This is a genomic window from Vibrio lentus (assembly GCF_002875945.1).
GTDB lineage: Bacteria > Pseudomonadota > Gammaproteobacteria > Enterobacterales > Vibrionaceae > Vibrio > Vibrio apostichopi.
On the sequence record NZ_MCZK01000102.1, the window covers coordinates 149712 to 169399 of the forward strand.

20 protein-coding genes and 1 riboswitch are annotated in these 19688 nt (G+C 43.0%); of the genes, 8 read left to right on the forward strand and 12 right to left on the reverse strand.

Annotation, left to right across the window (positions count from 1 at the left end):
- Positions 1 to 65: 65 nt before the first annotated feature.
- Together BCT49_RS09220 and BCT49_RS09225 are read right to left on the reverse strand one after the other, a co-directional pair.
- Complete coding sequence (locus BCT49_RS09220) at positions 66 to 782, reverse strand: Crp/Fnr family transcriptional regulator (RefSeq protein ID WP_102434986.1); 717 nt, start codon at positions 780 to 782, stop codon at positions 66 to 68.
- Positions 783 to 1126: 344 nt separating this feature from the next.
- The gene (locus BCT49_RS09225; RefSeq protein ID WP_102434987.1) at positions 1127 to 2140 is read right to left on the reverse strand and encodes an adenosine deaminase; all 1014 of its coding nucleotides are present in this window, start codon (positions 2138 to 2140) and stop codon (positions 1127 to 1129) included.
- 89 nt (positions 2141 to 2229) lie between these two features.
- Positions 2230 to 2329, reverse strand: a riboswitch (purine riboswitch).
- Between the two features lie 186 nt (positions 2330 to 2515).
- On the opposite strand from BCT49_RS09225, the gene BCT49_RS09230 reads away from it, so the two are divergent.
- The gene (locus BCT49_RS09230) at positions 2516 to 3298 is read left to right on the forward strand and encodes a response regulator transcription factor (protein ID WP_102434988.1); all 783 of its coding nucleotides are present in this window, start codon (positions 2516 to 2518) and stop codon (positions 3296 to 3298) included.
- 156 nt (positions 3299 to 3454) lie between these two features.
- Here BCT49_RS09230 and BCT49_RS09235 read toward each other — a convergent pair whose 3' ends face one another.
- Both BCT49_RS09235 and BCT49_RS09240 read right to left on the reverse strand, forming a co-directional pair.
- Positions 3455 to 3949, reverse strand: coding sequence for a GNAT family N-acetyltransferase (locus BCT49_RS09235; protein WP_102434989.1), 495 nt, complete (start codon positions 3947 to 3949; stop codon positions 3455 to 3457).
- 162 nt (positions 3950 to 4111) lie between these two features.
- On the reverse strand, positions 4112 to 5104 hold the full coding sequence (locus BCT49_RS09240; protein ID WP_102434990.1) for a DUF2860 family protein: 993 nt from the start codon (positions 5102 to 5104) through the stop codon (positions 4112 to 4114).
- A gap of 203 nt (positions 5105 to 5307) precedes the next feature.
- On the opposite strand from BCT49_RS09240, the gene BCT49_RS09245 reads away from it, so the two are divergent.
- A complete protein-coding gene (locus tag BCT49_RS09245; protein WP_102434991.1) occupies positions 5308 to 5805 on the forward strand; it encodes a fasciclin domain-containing protein in 498 nt (165 codons plus the stop codon).
- Between the two features lie 129 nt (positions 5806 to 5934).
- Here the strand turns inward: BCT49_RS09245 and BCT49_RS09250 are convergent, their stop codons facing one another.
- From BCT49_RS09250 to BCT49_RS09275, 6 genes are all read right to left on the reverse strand, one after another.
- Complete coding sequence (locus tag BCT49_RS09250) at positions 5935 to 6231, reverse strand: hypothetical protein (protein ID WP_102434992.1); 297 nt, start codon at positions 6229 to 6231, stop codon at positions 5935 to 5937.
- 197 nt (positions 6232 to 6428) lie between these two features.
- Positions 6429 to 6629, reverse strand: coding sequence for a hypothetical protein (locus tag BCT49_RS09255; protein WP_102434993.1), 201 nt, complete (start codon positions 6627 to 6629; stop codon positions 6429 to 6431).
- Between the two features lie 135 nt (positions 6630 to 6764).
- Positions 6765 to 7232 carry a GNAT family N-acetyltransferase gene (locus BCT49_RS09260; protein WP_102434994.1) on the reverse strand — a complete coding sequence of 156 codons (468 nt, stop codon included), beginning with the start codon at positions 7230 to 7232 and terminating at the stop codon, positions 6765 to 6767.
- Positions 7233 to 7307: 75 nt separating this feature from the next.
- The gene (locus BCT49_RS09265; RefSeq protein WP_102434995.1) at positions 7308 to 7622 is read right to left on the reverse strand and encodes a cupin domain-containing protein; all 315 of its coding nucleotides are present in this window, start codon (positions 7620 to 7622) and stop codon (positions 7308 to 7310) included.
- A gap of 9 nt (positions 7623 to 7631) precedes the next feature.
- Positions 7632 to 8135: a YgjV family protein gene (locus tag BCT49_RS09270; protein ID WP_102434996.1), complete on the reverse strand. Its 504-nt coding sequence runs from the start codon at positions 8133 to 8135 to the stop codon at positions 7632 to 7634.
- Positions 8136 to 8267: 132 nt separating this feature from the next.
- Positions 8268 to 9068, reverse strand: a complete 801-nt coding sequence (locus BCT49_RS09275) for a PhzF family phenazine biosynthesis protein (RefSeq protein WP_102434997.1) — start codon at positions 9066 to 9068, stop codon at positions 8268 to 8270.
- Positions 9069 to 9309: 241 nt separating this feature from the next.
- On the opposite strand from BCT49_RS09275, the gene BCT49_RS09280 reads away from it, so the two are divergent.
- Both BCT49_RS09280 and BCT49_RS09285 read left to right on the forward strand, forming a co-directional pair.
- Positions 9310 to 10341 carry an ABC transporter substrate-binding protein gene (locus tag BCT49_RS09280; RefSeq protein ID WP_102434998.1) on the forward strand — a complete coding sequence of 344 codons (1032 nt, stop codon included), beginning with the start codon at positions 9310 to 9312 and terminating at the stop codon, positions 10339 to 10341.
- A gap of 3 nt (positions 10342 to 10344) precedes the next feature.
- Positions 10345 to 12777 carry a putative bifunctional diguanylate cyclase/phosphodiesterase gene (locus BCT49_RS09285; protein ID WP_102434999.1) on the forward strand — a complete coding sequence of 811 codons (2433 nt, stop codon included), beginning with the start codon at positions 10345 to 10347 and terminating at the stop codon, positions 12775 to 12777.
- Positions 12778 to 13178: 401 nt separating this feature from the next.
- Here BCT49_RS09285 and BCT49_RS09290 read toward each other — a convergent pair whose 3' ends face one another.
- Together BCT49_RS09290 and BCT49_RS09295 are read right to left on the reverse strand one after the other, a co-directional pair.
- Positions 13179 to 14204 carry a GGDEF domain-containing protein gene (locus BCT49_RS09290; RefSeq protein WP_102435000.1) on the reverse strand — a complete coding sequence of 342 codons (1026 nt, stop codon included), beginning with the start codon at positions 14202 to 14204 and terminating at the stop codon, positions 13179 to 13181.
- 9 nt (positions 14205 to 14213) lie between these two features.
- Complete coding sequence (locus BCT49_RS09295; protein WP_102435001.1) at positions 14214 to 14669, reverse strand: hypothetical protein; 456 nt, start codon at positions 14667 to 14669, stop codon at positions 14214 to 14216.
- A 356-nt stretch (positions 14670 to 15025) separates the two neighbouring features.
- On the opposite strand from BCT49_RS09295, the gene BCT49_RS09300 reads away from it, so the two are divergent.
- Genes BCT49_RS09300 through BCT49_RS09315 form a run of 4 tightly spaced genes read left to right on the forward strand, consistent with a single transcriptional unit; the run spans position 15026 to position 19630 of the window.
- Complete coding sequence (locus tag BCT49_RS09300; RefSeq protein WP_102435002.1) at positions 15026 to 15421, forward strand: c-type cytochrome; 396 nt, start codon at positions 15026 to 15028, stop codon at positions 15419 to 15421.
- Positions 15422 to 15436: 15 nt separating this feature from the next.
- Positions 15437 to 16873 (forward strand): cytochrome-c oxidase, cbb3-type subunit I, encoded by a 1437-nt coding sequence (gene ccoN, locus BCT49_RS09305; RefSeq protein ID WP_102435003.1) that lies wholly within the window; start codon positions 15437 to 15439, stop codon positions 16871 to 16873.
- The gene (locus BCT49_RS09310; RefSeq protein WP_102435004.1) at positions 16863 to 17477 is read left to right on the forward strand and encodes a cbb3-type cytochrome c oxidase subunit II; all 615 of its coding nucleotides are present in this window, start codon (positions 16863 to 16865) and stop codon (positions 17475 to 17477) included. The genes ccoN and BCT49_RS09310 overlap by 11 nt, the downstream gene beginning before the upstream one ends.
- Complete coding sequence (locus tag BCT49_RS09315) at positions 17474 to 19630, forward strand: c-type cytochrome (RefSeq protein ID WP_102435005.1); 2157 nt, start codon at positions 17474 to 17476, stop codon at positions 19628 to 19630. The genes BCT49_RS09310 and BCT49_RS09315 overlap by 4 nt, the downstream gene beginning before the upstream one ends.
- The last annotated feature ends 58 nt before the right edge of the window (positions 19631 to 19688 follow it).

The window sequence follows — 19688 nt, forward strand, 5'->3', positions numbered from 1 at the left end:
TCCTCAATCATCAAACCGAGGTTTAACTGACTAAGATTATTGAAATGACTGAAATCATTAGACGATTAGGACTTTATATCTTCGACGGGGTTTCGCATCATCAAGTTCATTGGCGAAATACGCGCGTAAAGCCCTTCGACATCCGAGATGAACACTTTGCCTCTTTGAATGGTCACTAAACCTGCTTGTTCAATGCCTTTCAGTACTTCATTTAACCTCGACCTTGAGATCCCCGTAATCGTGCTCAATTGAGTCTGTGACACATTGATACTGACCGTTGCTCCCGTAACGTTGGTTTGACGAGCTGCGAGCTCTAAGAGCACATAGATGGTTTTCTGTTCTTTCTCATGAATCGATGAGAGGTAAGCTTGCATCCAAATAGACTGTGCTCTGGTTCCACAATGAAGCAGCCATTTGAAGACCATACACTGCTCTTCAGCCAGTTCTAACACCTTCTCAGCAGGAAAAAGTACCATAGTGATGGGTTCGACTTCTTCTGCGACGGCAAATAGGTTGTATTCGGCATGAATTGTCAAAGCGCCCATCCAATCGCCCTTACCTATCACGCCACCAGAAAGGCTCTTCATGTTCTCAGTAGAAAAGCAGACCCCTGCAGAACCGCTGAGAATATAAAAAACGCCAGGCAGGTTTTGAAATTTTTGTGTGATCTCTAGGCTATGAATTCCTGTCTTGTAAACAGCAATCTCAACGAGGCTATCGATCAAGTCTTGTGGCAAATCACAAGGCCACTGTATTTGTTCACTGATTGTTGGTTCTAGCAACGGTTTATTCCTCCTCGACAATCGCTGTATAAGGTAAACGCTGTATTTCCAGATCTTTAGATCTCTTTTAAATGTAGTTCATCATTTCGAAGGCAAGAGATCTTTATTCAGATAAAATCATATATCTTAGTAGCTTAAGTCATTTACTTAGTTGGCGAATCATAGGTAGGAGAAACATAGGTAGGAGAAACAAAAAACGACCAACAATGGCTGGTCGTTTATATTTTTTACGATGGATAAATTGCAGAGGATCGCAGACTATAAGCTAACTTTTAGTAATCTGCCTGCTAATTACCCCTCTATTAGAAAGCTAACTACTAGCTACCTCGTCTATTCAGAGCTAACTAGAGCTCAACTGCTTGATCAAGGTACGCTTGAACCACATCTCGATACTGCTGCTTCAGTGATTCTTCGATAAAGCTCGCTTCAATGGCATTCAAAGTAAACTGCGCCAACTCTTGCTTCGTCATCTCATGAGCTTGGCTCACTGCGTTGAAGTTATCCGACATGTAGCCACCAAAGTAAGCGGGGTCATCTGAGTTTATTGTCACAGCGACGCCTTTTCTCAGCAGTTCGACAATGTTGTGGTCTTCCATTACATCGAACACGCGCAATTTGATGTTAGACAATGGACACACAGTCAGCGGCATTTTGGTTTCAATCAATTCGGCTATCAAAGCGTCATCTGTCATGCACTGCACACCATGGTCTACTCGGCTTACACTGAGCATTTCAATGGCATCCACGATGTTTTGAGCCGGGCCTTCCTCACCTGCATGAGCCACAGTCAGAAAGCCCGCTTGTTTGGCTTGTTGGAACACGCGCTTAAACTTCTCTGGCGGGTGGCCGAGTTCTGAGGAATCTAATCCAACCCCAACGATTTTATCTTGATGCTTGAGTACATCGGCGAACGTTTGGATTGCGCTCTCTTCAGACAGGTGACGCAAGAAGCAGGCAATAATTTGAGAGGTAATGCCTAGCTCTTTTCGTCCGCATTCAAGCGCACGATGAATGCCGTTAATGGCCGTGTCGAATGCAATACCACGATCCGTATGAGTCTGAGGATCAAAGAAAATCTCTGTATGAATAACATTATCCGCTTTGCAACGCTCTAAGTACGCCCATGTTAAATCATAGAAATCTTGTTCAGTGCGCAAAGCATCTGCACCTTGATAGTAAATATCAAGAAACGACTGCAAGTCATCAAATTCGTATGCGCGTCTTAGTTGCTCTGGGGATGAGTAAGGCAGTTCAATGCCGTTGCGCTGAGCCAAATGGAAAAGTAACTCGGGTTCGAGTGAACCTTCAATGTGTAAATGCAGCTCTACTTTTGGAAGACCTTGAATAAATGCGTTCATATTTCACCTACTATGGATTTTAGGTGTGCACTTACTCTGAATAATAGACAGGATGTTTTTTGAACGCCATTACAAAGAGTAAGAACACAATTGTGATCTAAACCCTTCGTAATCAGCACTTTGCGGGAGCTGGTAGAGACCCCCAAACCATATCATTGGGGTTATACGAAGCAAACGGTTGCTACTATACAGCGTTCAGTCGGAATTTCACTAACCATTTACTCAATAGATCAATAAGCTAATAAGCTAATAAGAGTTTGGCACACGAGAGCGAGTTTATTCAGAACAACATTCGACGCTTGGGTTGACAGACTTGGGTTGACACACTTAAGTTATTACCGCTATTTTTGTCTTAAACAACCAATGACGGTCAATATGAAAGATACCCAATTCGATAGTTTTGAAGATCTGCTTTCCCACCAAACCAACATTTTGACCGCTTGCCAACCCAAAGATTTCGACAACACTTTTTCCTTACTGGCAAGAGAAGCGCTCGCTTGGTTTAAGCTCGACAGGCTTACCCTATTTCCAAACTCTATGATTCTTTTGGATACAGGTAAGAGCATTTCAGTGTCTAAAACAGATACCCCACCGCTTGAAATGGAACGCTTTCTAAAAGGCAATTATCTTGATTACCTTAAGCTTTTGCGTTCAAAAGAGTGTTGGCAATTATTCCCAGAAGAGACACTTGAGAACCACAAGATAGATCCGTTACGTGTACTTTACGAAGAAGGTGCGAATTGGCATGGGATTGTGAGCCTTTCATTATTTGGACAACAATGGGGCGCTATCGGCTTCTCACGCTTCAACCGTTACGATACGCCTATTGAAGCGACGGATATGAGGCGCATCAAGCTGCTCAGTGATATTTGGCTCTGCTTTTGGCAGCACTCTAAAATGACGCGCAGTGTCACCAGTGACGAAGCCGACAATATTAACGAAAGTGAAAAGCTGTTATTGCTGACCAAAAAGCAATGTACGGTTCTGACTCAACTGGCCCAAGGTTATACGGCAAAACAATGTGCCGAGATTCTGTTTCTGAGCCCACGAACGATTGAATCCCACAAATACCGTATGTTAGATCTTTTAGAGCTCGACAATCACACTGAACTGATTCAATTTGCACTGCGCAACGGTTTTGGGATCGACAATAAGTAGCCCTATCATCAAAAGTAACCCTGTCATTCAACATGCCTTCCCAATCAATATAACGTCTCAGATAACATAAAGCCCCAAACAACGAACTGTTTAGGGCTTTGAGCTATTGCTGTTGCTATTGCATTCGCTATTTCAAACCGGACGGGTCACTAATAATCAAAGATAGTCAGGTCTAATTCTCGACATCAACAACATATCAATGTATTTCCCGCCTTTGAACGTGCTCAGCCTTTTGGTGCCTTCTAATTGAAAACCGACGCTTTCATAAAGAGCAATCGCACCGTGATTATCGGCATGAACTTCTAACTCAAGTCGAACGAGGTTAAGCCAGTTGTCGGCTTGATTGATTGCTTCTTGCATTAAGGTCTTACCTACCCCTTTGCCGTGCATATCCGGATTAATCGCTATCGCAAGGCCAGCGCAATGTCTGTCTCTTACTTTGGTGGTCATGAATAAAGTAATGTGGCCGACGACTTTGCCAGACACTTCAGCAACTAAAGTGAAATGGTCTGAGTGACCAAACAGTCGCTCCACTTGATCAGAGCTAAGGAAAGGCTTTTGTGAAGTATTCTCTAATACTGACGAGTGTCGATAAATATCAAAAATATCTTGGTTGTCGGTGGGTTCAAGATGTCTAATTTGTATTTCCAAAGCGCTTCCTTATTATCTGATCCTAGATGTAAACTATTTTTCATATTACGGATAGCAACGAGCGCCTACAACCTTAAAGGTTATAAGTGCTCGAAATAATTAAACAGATAATAAAAATCAACAAAATCTGAGCTTTAGATAACCATTCACAATGCCTAACCCTTAGAACTTATAGTCGACACCAACGCTCGCGAGTACCTGTTCGGAATTATAGAAGTCGATATTGGAATCAATCGTTCTTAGACCCAATAAGGTGATAAACGACCAATCTTCATAGCCCATCAAGCCACCAAATTCATAAGCTAAAAATGCGCCGTATTCGTTCTCTTCACGCGCTTTGCCATAAATCGGGTTTGCTTCATCGTACTGACGATCACTTGCATCTAAAGTAACAACAAAACCATGACGACCGATTCTCTTCGCGTAATTCAATTCAATACCGTAGCTGTCAAAGCTGAGTGCACCGCCTTCTGCATCTGAATTGAAATACACCATAGAAGGTACTAGCAAACCTGATTGGTTTGGCAATATAAAGCGATAACCAGCTTTGGCATACAAATAGGTTCTTTCCCTATCTAAAAGCGCTATTTCTTCATCAGTTAATCCCGCTGAGTTTTGTGTGCCTGATAGCTCATCATCAACGTCAGATTGACCAATCGCGAAATCTGTTTGGAAAGCAGTTCCTCCGATATTAGTCAGTTGCAGTCGTCCAACATTACCCTTCACATCGGTTTCGTTTCGATTAACACCAATGGCATAAGGATCAGACCAAGCTTTACCAGAAATAAGCGTCGGTAACACAGAGAAATCCAAGATGGTCCCGCCTGAGAGTTGATGTCGATAACCAATCTCAAACGCAATGGTACCCGTCGCAATATCCTCTCGCGTCGTACCGACATAGACTTGATGAGTCAGGGATTCACCAAAGGTATATTGAACGGTTCCAAGAAAACCCAGTAACCCTTGGTTTTCGCTATCTCCTTCCATGGTATTGCTTGTTTGGTTCGAATTTTGTTCGGTACTCAAATTGCTGCTATCTGAGTAGAAACCGGCCAAAACACTGAAGTTACCGCTGAAACCTTCACTTGGAGCAAGGCCACTATAAGCAGGCATTGAAGCAAATGCCGAAAACACAACTGGTAAAACAAACCTCATATTCACATCCATTATTTGAATAATCACCCGTTAACTATAAGTACAAAAATGGAATTATAACAAGTATTTAACCATGCGAATTTATCCTTCCGATGACTTTGGTTGTCGAAGTAAGCGACTTAAGACTGCAATAAGTTGATCTATCGCTTTTGAGCTTTCGTAATACATCTCGGAAATCACAGACAAACTCAAAGGACTACAATATGTTTAATCAACTAAGCAAAACTCTGTCAGTACTGGTTGCAACCCTTCTTTTCACGGCTTTTGCTCACGCTAACCATCACGGTATGAAGAAAGACATCATTGATGTTGCCGCTGAAAACGGCTCTTTCACAACTTTAGTGGCGGCGGTAAAAGCGGCAGGCTTAGTGGATACACTGAAAGGCGACGGCCCTTTCACCGTGTTTGCACCGACTGATGAGGCTTTCGCTGCATTGCCAGAGGGAACGGTAGACATGCTGTTGAAGGCAGAGAATAAAGACAAGTTAGTCGCAGTACTGACCTATCATGTAGTACCCGGGAAAATAATGGCAGCTGAAGTAATGAAACTGAACAGTGCAGTGACAGTTCAAGGTGAAGCGGTAATGATTGGAATAGATCACGGCAGCGTGATGATTAACAAAGCCAAGGTAGTGATGCCAGACGTTGAAGCAAGCAATGGTGTTATCCATGTGATTGATACTGTGTTGCTACCAAAGTAACCAACAGCTGAAGTTAGTAATAAGCCTTCAAAAATTATCTAAAGGGTGTGAGTAGATCACACCCTTTTCTTGTTTAGAGCCAGTTGAGTTTCGTCATTAAAGAAGGCGAACTTTCTTTTACGTGCACAGCTAGACAAACAAGCGTCCAAATATCAGAAATGCTGCCATCGACACGACCTTGGTAAACACCACCACCCAGATGCAATCACCAATACTTGAATGCGTTGCTTTCCCGAGTAGAAAGACAAATAGAATCAGTCCTAGAGCCCAACCCACTGTTGGAATCAATGACACCAAAGCCACGATAACGGCAATAGTAAGAAGAGATTTAAAATCCGCCACGACGAACGACATTTTTGAGGCAATATACATACAACATGCCGTGATTAATGCGTCCATTACAAACGCCAAAGCTTCAATTCCCACTTGGATTCCTTAAGTAAACTAAATCAGCTTGCATACTATATGTAACCCGGGAAAAGTTCTTAAGAGCGCGGTAAAAAAGCCACCAACAAATGTCGCAAAAATGAGAATACCTAGAAATAAAAACCGGTCATTCATGTTGGTTATTTCTTAGGTTTTTCAGACTCTTTAATTAATACTTCGGTACGAGCTGTATTCGCTTATTGATAGGAATCGGAGACATCTTTATCTGCTCGACTGATACACAGTAAATACAGATTGATAACGACAGAAAAGAAAGAAATAACGACGACAAAGAGCGGAAATAACCCTTCGTAGCCGAACTTCAAAGCCAACACCCCTGCCGCCAACGAGAAAGAGGAAATTAAGACGAGGGCCTTATTACTAAGTACAATATTCATGAGAAACACTCCTTGTTTTCACTACCTATTAGATTAGGACAAATTAGCTTGTACACAATTTGAACTCCTCAACAATATCAATAGATCCGCATAAGTAATCCTCAAAAAGGATGATTAATACTTCTTTTTTATCACTTATTCCGTGACTTTCTCCATCACGTAATTCTTCAGTTTCACACCACGCATTTCGACTTCCTGCTCATTGACTACCGTGAAGCCAAGGTGCTCATAGAAAGGTCTAGCGGTAATGCTCACCTCTGAAAAGTATCGAGAGACACCACGAATTCGACCAATCTCGAATACATGTTCCATCAAAGCTCTTCCGACGCCTTTACCTTGATATTCATGATGGCAGAAGAAATGGTCAATCAAACCACTCGGTTGAAGATCGGTATAACCAACAACTCGATCGTCTAACTCAGCCACAAAAGGTTGTATCCGATGCATGCCTTTTTTCCAAAGCTCAGAGTCAAAACCGCTTGGCGCCCAAGCCTCGACTTGTTCTTGAGAATAGTCACGAACGTTAATGTTACGAACGGTATAAAAGTAGATCTCCCATAGCACTTTGCTATCACTAGGTTGGTAATTTCTAATTCTAACCACGACACACCCCTTTCATGTCTTGTTGATTATCCATCTCACTGTTTACTGTTTACTGTTTACTGTTTACTAACGATGCTAGCGATAAAACACGGCGAGCCAAATAGTTACGACGTCTTTGTCCGTTCCAAGAACCTTGTGCTTTTCTCTCGCAGCAATGTTGATGTAATCCCCTTTTGACAGAGTAACGACACGACCGTCTTCAAACTCAATAACACCTTGCCCTTCTAGCACCATGACCCATTCGTTTTCATCTTGGTCATACCAACCTTGTTCCGGAGAGCTGTGCCCATGAGATAGTATTCTTTCAATCCGCACATTCTCAGTGGAGATAAGGTCGTTGAATATTTCGTTGGGTATTGACGAAGGCACATCCGAGTAAATATTTGACATTGTTCTCTCCTAAGCCACAGCACTTTTTCTGAAATAGAATCGGTAATAGCCAACTAAATTACTGCAGATGAACAAGGCTTCCATCACTACTGCGGTCGGTGAACCAATCAGATAGTTATGCACTAACCAAAAACTGGTGCCGATGATCATTAGCTCTCTCAATCGACGATCGTCTTTATTGAAAGCAGCGAACGTTTGGAACACAGAAGCAAAGAAACTTAATACGCTAATCAACCCGGAATAAGTTAAGACTGTTGCCACCAACGACATAGAACAGAACAAGTATTTAAATTTGGGAGATGTAGAAAACACGCTCGTTAAATAACGGATTGTCGCGATGATCATCAAACTTGCCGCCGTCCATTGCTCAAGCAAAATGAAATGGCTCGAGATAAGAACACCTGCAAAAAACAAGCATGTGACGATTTTCTTCCTTTCCTTAAATTGGAATGACAACAAATCGAAACAAATAGCGATAGCGACGAGTACTTGAGACAGATAAAAGGCTGACACGATTATTCCTTAACTTGTGACCTAGTAGATTTGAGTAGTGACCTAGCAGATTTAAATAATGACGTTGCGGTTCTAAATAACGACATTGCTGTTTTAATAATGACTTCGTTGTTTTAAGAATGGCATAGAAGTTTAGACTGTTAAGGTACCACTAATTACCGTGGTTGCAGACCCTATCAGTTTTATACGGCCGTTTGGCAATAACTCTGTCGATACATACCCACCGCGGCGTGACGCTTGGTAAGCATTAAAATGTGCTTTGTTCAGTTTCTCAGACCAATACTGTGTGAGAGCGCAATGCGCTGAACCCGTAACGGGATCTTCGTTTACCCCAACCCACGGCGCAAAATAACGCGAAACAAAATCAAGCTCAGAGTTCGACGACAATGCCGTCACAACGACACCTCGGCCTTTAATACCCTTCAAGGCATCAAAGTTTGGCGTTAGATCCAATAGAACCGGTTCGCTAACAACTTCAATAAACTGCTTGGTATCGAACTCATTGAATGACACCACTTGGTCTTCACGCAGCCCTAAATATTCCAACAACTCTTTATTGGCATCCAACCCAAGATCAAGCACTGTACTTGGGAAATCGAGCTCGATTGTCGAGTCACAGACTGTGGCAGATAGCTCACCCGAAAGCGTATCAAATGTCACGACCTCCCCCACATTGACTAACCCTTTTTCCTTCATCACATGTACTGTTGCCAACGTACCGTGACCACATAATTTGACTTCAACTTCTGGTGTGAACCATTTCAACGTCATCGTATTGAGGGCTAAGAATGCCGTTTCTGATACTGCCATCTCTTCAGCAATCGAATACATCAACGACTCTTCTAAAGGTTCTTGTGAAATACAAACCCCTGCTGGGTTTCCTTTAAAAGCTTGAGTAGTGAAAGAATCCACTTGATAAATTTCCAGGTCCAAAATGACTCCTTTTCTAAGCGTGGAACGGGTTAAGCCTTAATTCGTTATCGCCACCATAAGCGTAAAAACTGACTAGAACAACCATTGAAAAGATGCAGTTAGAATAATTCGTAGCTCCTTGCCAACATAGCTCTTTAGATGCATTGCATTAAGTTGAAGTTAAATTGGAGGCTTAAATTTGAACTATGTCTCAATTTTTAGGCTACGATCAAAGAGTTCACCTACGAAAGGGAATCCGTCAGTGAAAGCTTTATACGTTTCTATTCTTGCGTCACCTTTATTCTGGGTTGGTTCTGTTAGCGGCCAGCAACACGACATTTATCTCTATAACTGGGATGAATTTTTGTCGGACAGTGTTATTACCCAATTAAACGACACCTATGATATTTCGTTGAAGCAACAATTTTTCTCAGATGAATCCATCAGAGATGAAGTTCTATTGAGCGAACGCCGAGGCGCTTTCGAACTGGTGGTGGTTGAGAGCGTAAAACTGAAAGCTTTGGCTAAACAGAATCTATTTCACAACCTCAGTGAATTGCAGAGCTCCCTCGCCGATAACTTTGATTCTCGCTGGGCCGACGGATGCGGGGAATATGGTATCCCTTACGCTTGGGGAACGTCTGGAATCTTGTACAGAACCGATAAAGTGTCCCCTCCTCAATCTTGGAAAGCTATTCTCGATCCGGACGCCAAGAACAGTGGCAGAATAAGCATGTACTACGAACCTACGGACTTAGTGAGTACCGCCTTGTTGGTCAATCAATTTGATCCCTTCACTAATGATGAACAAGAACTTCGTGTCGCCTATCAAACCTTACAAATTCAGAAACCTCATCTCGAAAGCAATGAATACGTCGTTGACTATATCCACCAGCCAGAACGACTCACCAATATTGATTTGGCTTACGGATATTCCGGCGATAGTTACGTACTTAATGATGCAGACCCAGACGCTTCATGGGCTTATATAGTCCCTGAAGAAGGCACAACGCTGTGGCTAGAGTGCATTGCCGCTATTAACAATGGAGAGATGTCTTCACAGGCCTCCACTATCTTGTCGTTTCTTTCCCAACCGACCATTGCTGCACAAAATGCGATGGACTCTTGGTTCGCAACCCCAAGTTTAAAAGCGAAAGCACTGACTTCTCAAGAGTATCAAAATGATCCTGAGCTCTTCCCGAGCAAAGAGGTATTAGAACGCAGTTATCTATATGAGCAACTTGAACCCAATAGCATTCAAATTCGTAATCGTATTGTCGACAGTTTGAGATAATCAATGCCAATATTAAAGAAGCTGTACTTTGTCTTAGTCCCGACCCTAATGTTTGTATTCACGATTGCGGGAATCGTTACTTACAACTTTGCATCTAACCACGCCAAACACATGTATTTGGATGAGGTGCAATCTGATGTAAATACCGCTTTGGTCGCCGCTGAATATGAGCAGCTCGGTTTGTCGTTATTGGTCAAAGATATTGGGTCGTCATTGCAGTTCTTACGCTACATTCAAACTCCTAGTGATTACATCACTTTGTCACTTTTGGAGAAACGCGTACTCCGAGTTTTAAACCAAAATCATGTTAATCAATTTGGCCAACGCAACGTCTACATCATTGATCCCAAGTTCAATCTGACACTTTCCACCTTACGATCTGACCCGTTCGAGGGATTAAAAATCCCCGATACTGTTTACGAACGAGTTTTCGACATATACGCGTCCTTAATGAACAAAGATGAGCTAACTCAAGAAGGTTTTTCTTACATTTCGGTTAGTGGTGGCCTGAGGTATGCCTATGTCGCAGCGATAGACCCTTATTTAGTGCCGCAAGATAAACGAACCAAAAACAGTTTAGATCGCTACATTTTGATTGCAGATGGTCCAATGAAACAAATGTCTAGCTTGATGACTCAGTATAACGGCGACGACAACATGCAACTTATGATTGAGCCCTCATCAAATAAAGAGAACATTGAAAATACTCAGTTCGTTATTCAGTCTTTTGAACAAAGTGAAGACAGCATCAATGTAAAAATGACAAGCCGACACTTCCTCGCTCAAGTTGATATTCGTGAACAAAAGTTCGACCAAGAAAAAACAATTATTGCTCAACAAACCATGCTTGGAAGCGTCGCTACTCTATTTACTATCATGCTTATCGTTCACTTGGTCGTGCGTTATCAATTGGTCAGCCCCCTCAAAGACCTGCTGAATGAAATCTCCATTGGTGGTCTCAAACTTAGATACTTCAAACGATCGTCGGGGCAAAGTGAAATTGATGGCTTAAAGAACGCCTATATAGACTCACTGACAGAATTGAAATTTGAAGCCGAGTTCGACCAACTCACCAAACTTGCTAATCGACGCTCATTCATACGTCACCTCGATGTTCGCATTAAAAGCTCAATGAAGCCCCGCTGTTATTTGGTGTGTTGGGATATCATCGACTTTCGAAAAATCAACGACCTATACGGCGCAAAGGTGGGTGATAATGTACTAATAAGCCTAGCTAAATCGCTTAAAGAAACGCTGCAAAATCAACAGTCTTCTTTTGGGTTCAGTTGCAGCGATTACTCACTCGCAAGATTGGGCGGAAACCAGTTCATTGCCATCTTGGAAATGAATGAAAACCAATCGATAAACGAAGAAATAGAGAACATCAATAACACGCTAACAGGTACGACATTCCTTGATTATTATGGTTTTAGACTTTCGATTGCCACTGGCGTACTGCCAGTCGACACACCGAAATTTGAAGAAATATGGCACAGATGCATTGATGAAATGCTAATCAACGCCAAAGCGCACAGTGATGGCGAGAGCCGCATTGTTTACGGCGAAGAGCTGGTCCATACGCTGGAAAGGCACGATATTATTGAGAAAAGACTTTTGGAATGTTGTGAGAGCGACAACTTTGAACTTCGTTTTATGCCTATTTTTAATGCTCAAACACTCCATATCGACGGCGCTGAATGTCTCATTCGCTGTCCTGCCCTGTTTGACATTAAAGCAGGGCCAGATGAATTCATTCCAGTCGCAGAGAAAAGTAACTTGATCTCCAAACTCGATATGTGGGTTATAAGCACGGCAATCAGGAGCTACAAAGAGCTCTCAGAGATTCACAACTACAAAGGCACCTTATCCATCAATATATCAGCGATGGAGCTCTACAATCGTAATTTTGCCGACAACATTCGTAAAGTGATCGAACGTTATCAAGTGCCTCCCGAAAACATCATTATAGAAATCACCGAAACCAGTTACGTTAAAAGCACGAAACTGACCGTGCAAACCATAGAAAGTCTCCGAAGTTTAGGACTAAAAGTTTCCCTCGACGATTTCGGCACAGGCTATACCGCGTTCAACCAATTACTTCACTACCCTGTTGACGAGCTTAAAATTGATAAGAGCTTTATAGATAATATCGTCAAGGACAAGGCTGGCCGTAAGATGGTCGAATCAATGGTTAACTTAGGGCACTCTTGTGACACCTTTGTTGTTGGGGAAGGCGTAGAATCGATCGAGCAATATCATCACCTGCGAAGAGCTAACTGCGACTTAATACAAGGGTACTTCTTTAGCTCACCATTAACTTATATCGAGTTCATTGAATTTGTCCGTGACCATAACCCCCGAGCTATTCTAGACCAACAAACAACGGTAGAACCAAGCTCTCACGAAAGGATTGTGGCACTAAAGCAAAAGCAGTAACGCTTGCAGTAGCCGTATTACTAGGGAATCACAGTGACTGATGACCATGGTCGCTTACGCACCTTAATAACCACGGCACCTTAATAACCGCGACAACTTGATCACAGCGACAAGAATCCTTCTTCTGATGTACTGAGTGATGCTCAATCATTATCTGCACCTCAACCACAAACTATTCACGCAACATACCTTGAACAGCCAATATGCTTCTATAAACCAATATGTTCCTATAAGCCAATGCGCCCTATAAAAAGGCAATTAAACAGAATAAGTCTTCATTTGTTCAGCGGAAGCTATTAGCGTTGCAATGCCAACACCGAATATAGGAGAGGTTTAGGTAGGACAAACTAAGTGTCGGGTGGAATAGAACAATGAAAGCAAGAGGAGCCTTTTGACAAAGCTTAGCCTTGCATGGATGTGAGTAACTCCATCATGTCTTTTGAACTGATGTTTTTCTTATGTCTAACTACGGCGTCAATCATCAACTCTAGATTACCTGCCGAGATGTAATCACTGAGTACATCGTTAAATCTCTCTTGAATTTCATCACTCGCATATAAATGGTCAGGAATAAAAAATAAAAACTGACTTCCGCTACTACGGAATGAAATTGTGCTTTCAGGAATCTTGTCGGTCAGAGACTTAGCAGCAGAACTCACCACGAGATCTCCATATTCAAGTCCATACTTTTGATTAATTTCGCTTAAATTTCTGATACGTACGAAATAAAGGTCGAAGTTATTGTCTTTCGGGTAGTTGTTTTTAACGAACTTCATTAACGACACTCGATTTCGAAAGCCTGTGATGAAATCGGTTGAGTAAAGCTTCCTTTTAATAGAGAAGTCCATATAGAAAATGATGCCGGTCATCACCAAGATCACAACAAGAAAAACACTACTGATTCGATGCACTACGACTAATTTATCAACCATTGAGGTGTTTTCTTCAATGACAGGGCTTTGTAATCGAAATTTTTCGTTAATAAAATCTACAAGTGTGTGATAACAAATATCAACTTTCTTCTGCAAAGACTCCTTAGGTAGGACCCCTTGACTGACTAGCTTTATGGAAGATTCCAAGCTCTTAAACTTCTCAAATTCCGCGGTAAAATAAGGCTTAAAGTTAGCTGACTTAATGAAATTGGAAGACTCGTTACTATTAATCAATATATCAAAACGGCTCCAAGTAATATCGTATGCTAGCCACAACTTATCATAATCAATGGTTTCAGAACGGCTTACCATTAAGAAGTTGGCATATTCTTTTACCAATTGAAAGACGAACCAGGTCGCTTCATTTTGTCTATTTGAAAAACTCTTATTGATATCGTTAATACGGGTAACACTATAGATATTAACGGTCAGTACCACTGCTGCCAGAGATAACACAGCGATTTTAATAGCAGTCAATGACAGCAGCTTTTTCATAGTAAACCCTTACAAATGAATATCGCGTATCTGCCAAATCATCTTGGCATGGAAGTCTGTGTTATCAATCTCAGGAGTCGAAGAAAGTGGGTAAATCAACCAATACGGTCCCTTATCCCTAACAGACATAAACTGGCCATTTTGTTTTATCGCAATGATCGGCTGATAATCATCAAAGTCTTCTTTAGGTACAGCGATCTTGTAGTCATTCAAAGCAACAAAAGTGACTTGTGATGAAATGGGTAAGTCCATTGTTTCAAGCACGGTTTGTAAAGTCACACCGCTATAAACCAACTCTCCATCAACCCAAGGTAACGACGTGGTAATTTCTTTTTGAGGGAGCAATAACAGCTGTTCTCTACTTAATTGATGTTTTTGCCCTAAGTGGTCGAATACGGTGAGTTCCGATGTCGCGAAAATAGAAAATGAACACAGTGAAAGTATAAACAGAAGTGCAGTTCGCATTTTAAACTCCATTTTAAAAGGTCACTTATCTGAGTCTAGTTCATATTCCTCATTTAATTGGTGTAAGTCGCTCGCTAATTTCAGTCCACCTACCACGTTTCTTCTATATTCAATGAAATCCCATAATCCTCGGTTTACCGTGCTATTGACGTCGCTCAATTTAAATAAAAACGGCTTTTTTATGGCTAACAAGTAATCCAATTCCCGTGATGAATACGTAGTGACCAATAAAATTGACAATAAAAATGAGTAACTGAGTAGCGAGAACGCTTATGCATGCATAACCTTTACACCAAGGTGGGTGTTTTCTGAGGATCATCAAGCACTCGCTCTTTTCTTCAATAAGGGAATCAGTAATGAGATTAAATAAGCAAAAGTTTAACCCCATAACCGCACTTTCCATTCTGCTAATGACGGCTGTCATGAATCCAGTTTATGCAGAATCAAGCGATGAGCAATTCGAACTAGGAAAACAAAAAGCCAAGGTGTGTATGACTTGCCATGGCGTTAATGGTATCTCAACGCAAGATCCCTACCCTAACCTTCGCGGTCAAAAGGTGGGTTATCTCATCTCTTCTTTAAAAGACTATCAAACAAGGGAGAGAACCAGCGGTTTAGCGATCCTCATGCAACAACAAGCCGATACGCTCTCAGACCAAGACATCCGCGATATCTCCTACTTCTATTCAATGCTCGGCAATGAATCAAATTCAGATAGCGACTCAAAATCAGACAGCAGTTCAAAACTGTAGGCAAGGAGCCTTGTTATGGAACAAGTGACAACGCAGTACAGCATTAAAGTCGTGAGATACTTTATCATCGCCTCTTTAATCTGGGCTTTTGTGGGTATGATCATCGGCGTGATCCTCGCCGCTCAATTGTATTGGCCTGTACTCAATTTCGATTCTCAATATTTCCAATTTGGACGTCTTCGTCCATTGCATACCTCGGGCGTTATTTACGGGTTTGTGGTCAATATTTTAATGGGTACGTCACTCTACATTGCCCAACGAACGGGTCATTGCGGGCTGTTCAACAAAAGTTTGTCATGGATGGTCTTTTGGGGATGGCAATTTATTCTGTTACTTGCGGTCGTTTCCTTACCCGCGGGTCACACCAGCTCAAAAGAGTATGCAGAACTTGAATGGCCAATCGACTTAATGATTGTGTTGGTTTGGGTGCTCTATGCAGTGTTGTTCTTTGGCACCCTTGCCAAGAGAAAAGTGAGCCATATCTTCGTGGCCAACTGGTTTTTTGCTGCTTTCATTATCGTTGTTGCCATGATTTTCATTGTGAACAATCTTGCGATGCCGGTCTCGGCCATGAAGTCTTACTCTGTATTCGCAGGCGCTCAAGATGCGATTGTTCAATGGTGGTGGGGGCATAATGCCGTCGGTTTCTTACTGACTGCTGGTGTGATTGGTATGAACTACTATTTCATACCCAAAGCGGCCGATCGACCTATCTATTCCTACCGTTTGTCTGTCATCCATTTCTGGGGCTTGGTCGGCTTTTACACGTGGGCCGGAACGCACCACTTAGTTTATTCTTCCGTTCCCATCTGGATTCAAAACATCGGAATCGTGATGTCGTTGATATTATGGCTCCCTTCCTGGGCCGGTGCGTTCAATAGCGCAATGACCCTGCTTCAAAACAAAGAAAAGCTGAAGTCCGACTACATTCTTTTATTCTTTTTCTCAGCGATTCTTTACTACTGCTTGGCGACATTCGAAGGCCCGCTACTTGCTATTCGCTGGTTCAACATGGTGGCGCACAACACCGAATGGATAATCGGTCACGTACATTCCGCAGCACTCGGATGGGTAGGAATGTCAGGGATAGCGGTTTTTTACTATTTCATTCCGCGCTTGTGGGGCCAAACCGAACTCTGGTCACGACGTCTCATTAAATGGCACTTCTGGCTTGCTCATGCTGGCGTGGCGATTTATGCGATCGCACTTTGGGTCGCAGGTATTGGTGAAGGTTATATGTGGCTCGCTCAAAATGAAAATGGCGAACTGATTTACAGTTTTGTAGAAGCGATGGACTTCAAAGCACCTTGGTTGTTCTTACGATTCTTTGGCGGTGCGCTGTTTGTTCTGGGTTTATTCCTAATGGCATTTAACTTATTTAAGACCGTTCGTATGCCAGTAACACTTGATGCTAAACACGCTTATAGCGAAGGAGGCTTAAATGATGAGTAAAGACTTTACGCATTCAATCGTCATTTTAATTGTGACTACCGTTGTCGTCGCCTCCTTCTCTCTGTTGGTTTGGGTAGTGCCAAGCATTGTCCGTGGGGATGATATCGCCAAGGGCAGCTTAGCGATGCCGCTCACACCTATTGAGTTAGCAGGACGAGACATCTACATCAGTGAAGGCTGTCATGTGTGTCATACGCAAATGGTTCGCCCTATAGAACCGGAAGTGAAACGAAATGGTCGTCCGAACAAAGAAGCAGACGATATATACGAGTTTCCTAACTTGTGGGGTTCTAAACGCACGGGGCCAGATCTAACTAACTTAGGCCGCAAATACTCAGACCAATGGCACGCTATTCATCTAATTGACCCTCGAAAAGTCGTACCTACATCGATCATGCCCGCCTACCCTTGGTTATTTGAACAGACACTGTCAGGCGACGATATAAGTGACAATATGGAAACCCTCCGCATACTCGGCGTGCCTTATACCGACCAAGAAATTGGTGACGCTCGATTACAAGTAAGAGGAAAAACCAAAGGTGAAGCTCTGATCCGCTATCTACAAAGCCTTGGTAAAGATACGTCACAGGAGGTATCACAATGAGCACATTTTGGAATCTATGGGCGGTAATTTTAACCTTAATTTTCTTCGTTCTTATGGTGTCCGTTGTCGTTAAATACTGGCGTAGCAATCACCAAGCCGATCAAGACCATACCCTTGGCACTTTTGATGGGATTGAGGAAAAAGACGCGCCACCGCCAAAACTACTCTTTGTTAGCTATGCTATTGCCTTCTTAATGTCTGCAGGCTATTTAGTCCTTTACCCCGGATTAGGGGAATGGGAAGGTTTAGTCGACTGGCAACAAAGCGACGATAAACTCAGTTCACCCAGCACAACGTTAAACGAGCAATTCTCACAAACAACGGAGACCACCCTCGAAGGGTTGTCTGGCATACCCGAAATAGTGAATAGCGGACAGATCTTGTTCCAAACTCACTGCGCGGCTTGTCATCGTGACAACGCTCAAGGTCAGAAACACTTCCCTAACCTTATTGATCAAGAGTGGCTATATGGCGGCAGTGATGAAGCGATCATTCACTCGATAGCCAAAGGGCGAAATGGTGCGATGCCAGGTTGGAGCGAAATAATGCGCCCAGACGAAGTGGCTAAGGTTTCTTATTACTTAGCCTCACTTAATCAACGTCATACCGATGTGCCAGAGGTAAAAGTTAAAGTCGGTAAAGAGCTGTTTGTAAAATACTGTTCCTCTTGTCACGCCGATGGTTCTATCGCGAATCCGGCGATTGGCGTCCCTGACCTTTCAGATGATATCTGGCTGCACGGAGGGAGTATTGAAGAGATACAACACACCATCAACAAAGGCTTGAACAACCTCATGCCTGCGTTCGATAAACAGCTTACGGAGAACGAGATACTCGCACTGGGTGCTTACATTCGACATGCGGGCTCAGAGCAGCAACAAAGACTCGCGAACCTAGAAGCTCAGTCCGTTGAACGTGGTGAATACCTCGCTTATGCCGGTGACTGCGTTGCATGTCATAGTGCCGAAGGTGGCGAACCTTTTGCTGGTGGCTTGCCGTTCGTGACCCCTTTCGGCACTGTCTACTCAACCAATATTACGCCACACACAACGGAAGGTATAGGGACCTACGACTTTGAAGACTTCCGAGCTGCGCTAGTCGCCGGCAAGGGTAAGAACGGCTATCTATACCCTGCTATGCCGTACACGTCATATCAGTATCTTACTGACCAAGACATGGTCGACTTGTGGGAATACATGCAGTCAATCACCGCTGTGCCTCGTCGCAATGATGATAACAGCATGATGTTTCCATCGAACATTCGTCTAGGGCTACTTGGTTGGAATATTGTGTTCATGGACACAGACCCAGTCGATTATCAAGTACCTGAGGAACTCACAGATAAGGTCGACAACGTTGAGAAATGGCAACAAGGTAAATACTGGGTTGCGGGTCTAGGTCACTGTTCTGAGTGCCACACGCCACGAAACATTGCCCAAGCTCTGATACCAGAACGTATTTTCCAAGGTAACTTAATTGATGGTTGGAACGCGCCCGATATCACGGCCAATGAGTTGTATATCGATGGTTGGGATGAGGCGACACTCACCGACTTCTTACACACAGGTCACTCAGACAAAGGGACGGCTTTTGCGGGCATGGCAGACGTAGTGAAAAACAGCCTAAGTTTGATGACGCGTGAAGATATCGAGTCGATGTCCTACTACCTACTCAGTGGTGATATCAACAACACCATCAGCAGTGACGCCGTTCCGTTGCAGCCTAAAGGGTTTGATGAAGACTCTTACGCGACTGACATTTATGCCACTTACCGCCAAACGTGTGGGGCCTGCCATGGTGACGATGGTAAGGGGCGAGACCCTATCGCGCCGACATTGTTGAACAACGGCATCATCATGCACAGTGACCCATTCAACACCATCGCGGTAACCGTGCGCGGTCTACAACCCACCTATCTCGACAAAGACAGAAACTTCATGCCAATGGCAAGCTTTGAAGATGTCTTGTCGGATCAAAGACTGGCTGAGTTGATCACCTTCGTGCGATTGCACCTTGGAGATAGAGAAGAGCCAGTGACGGCAGAGCACGTGCGAGAAGTAAGAGAAACGCTTGAAGCTGCAGGTTACGCTGGAGGGTTACACACCACACCTGAAATGTACGAAAGTCGAGATAAGAACATCAACATTCGTTAGTCGACAAACAGACCAAGCAGGAGGCCAAATTCAGGCCTCCTCTTTGTTTTTTAATAGA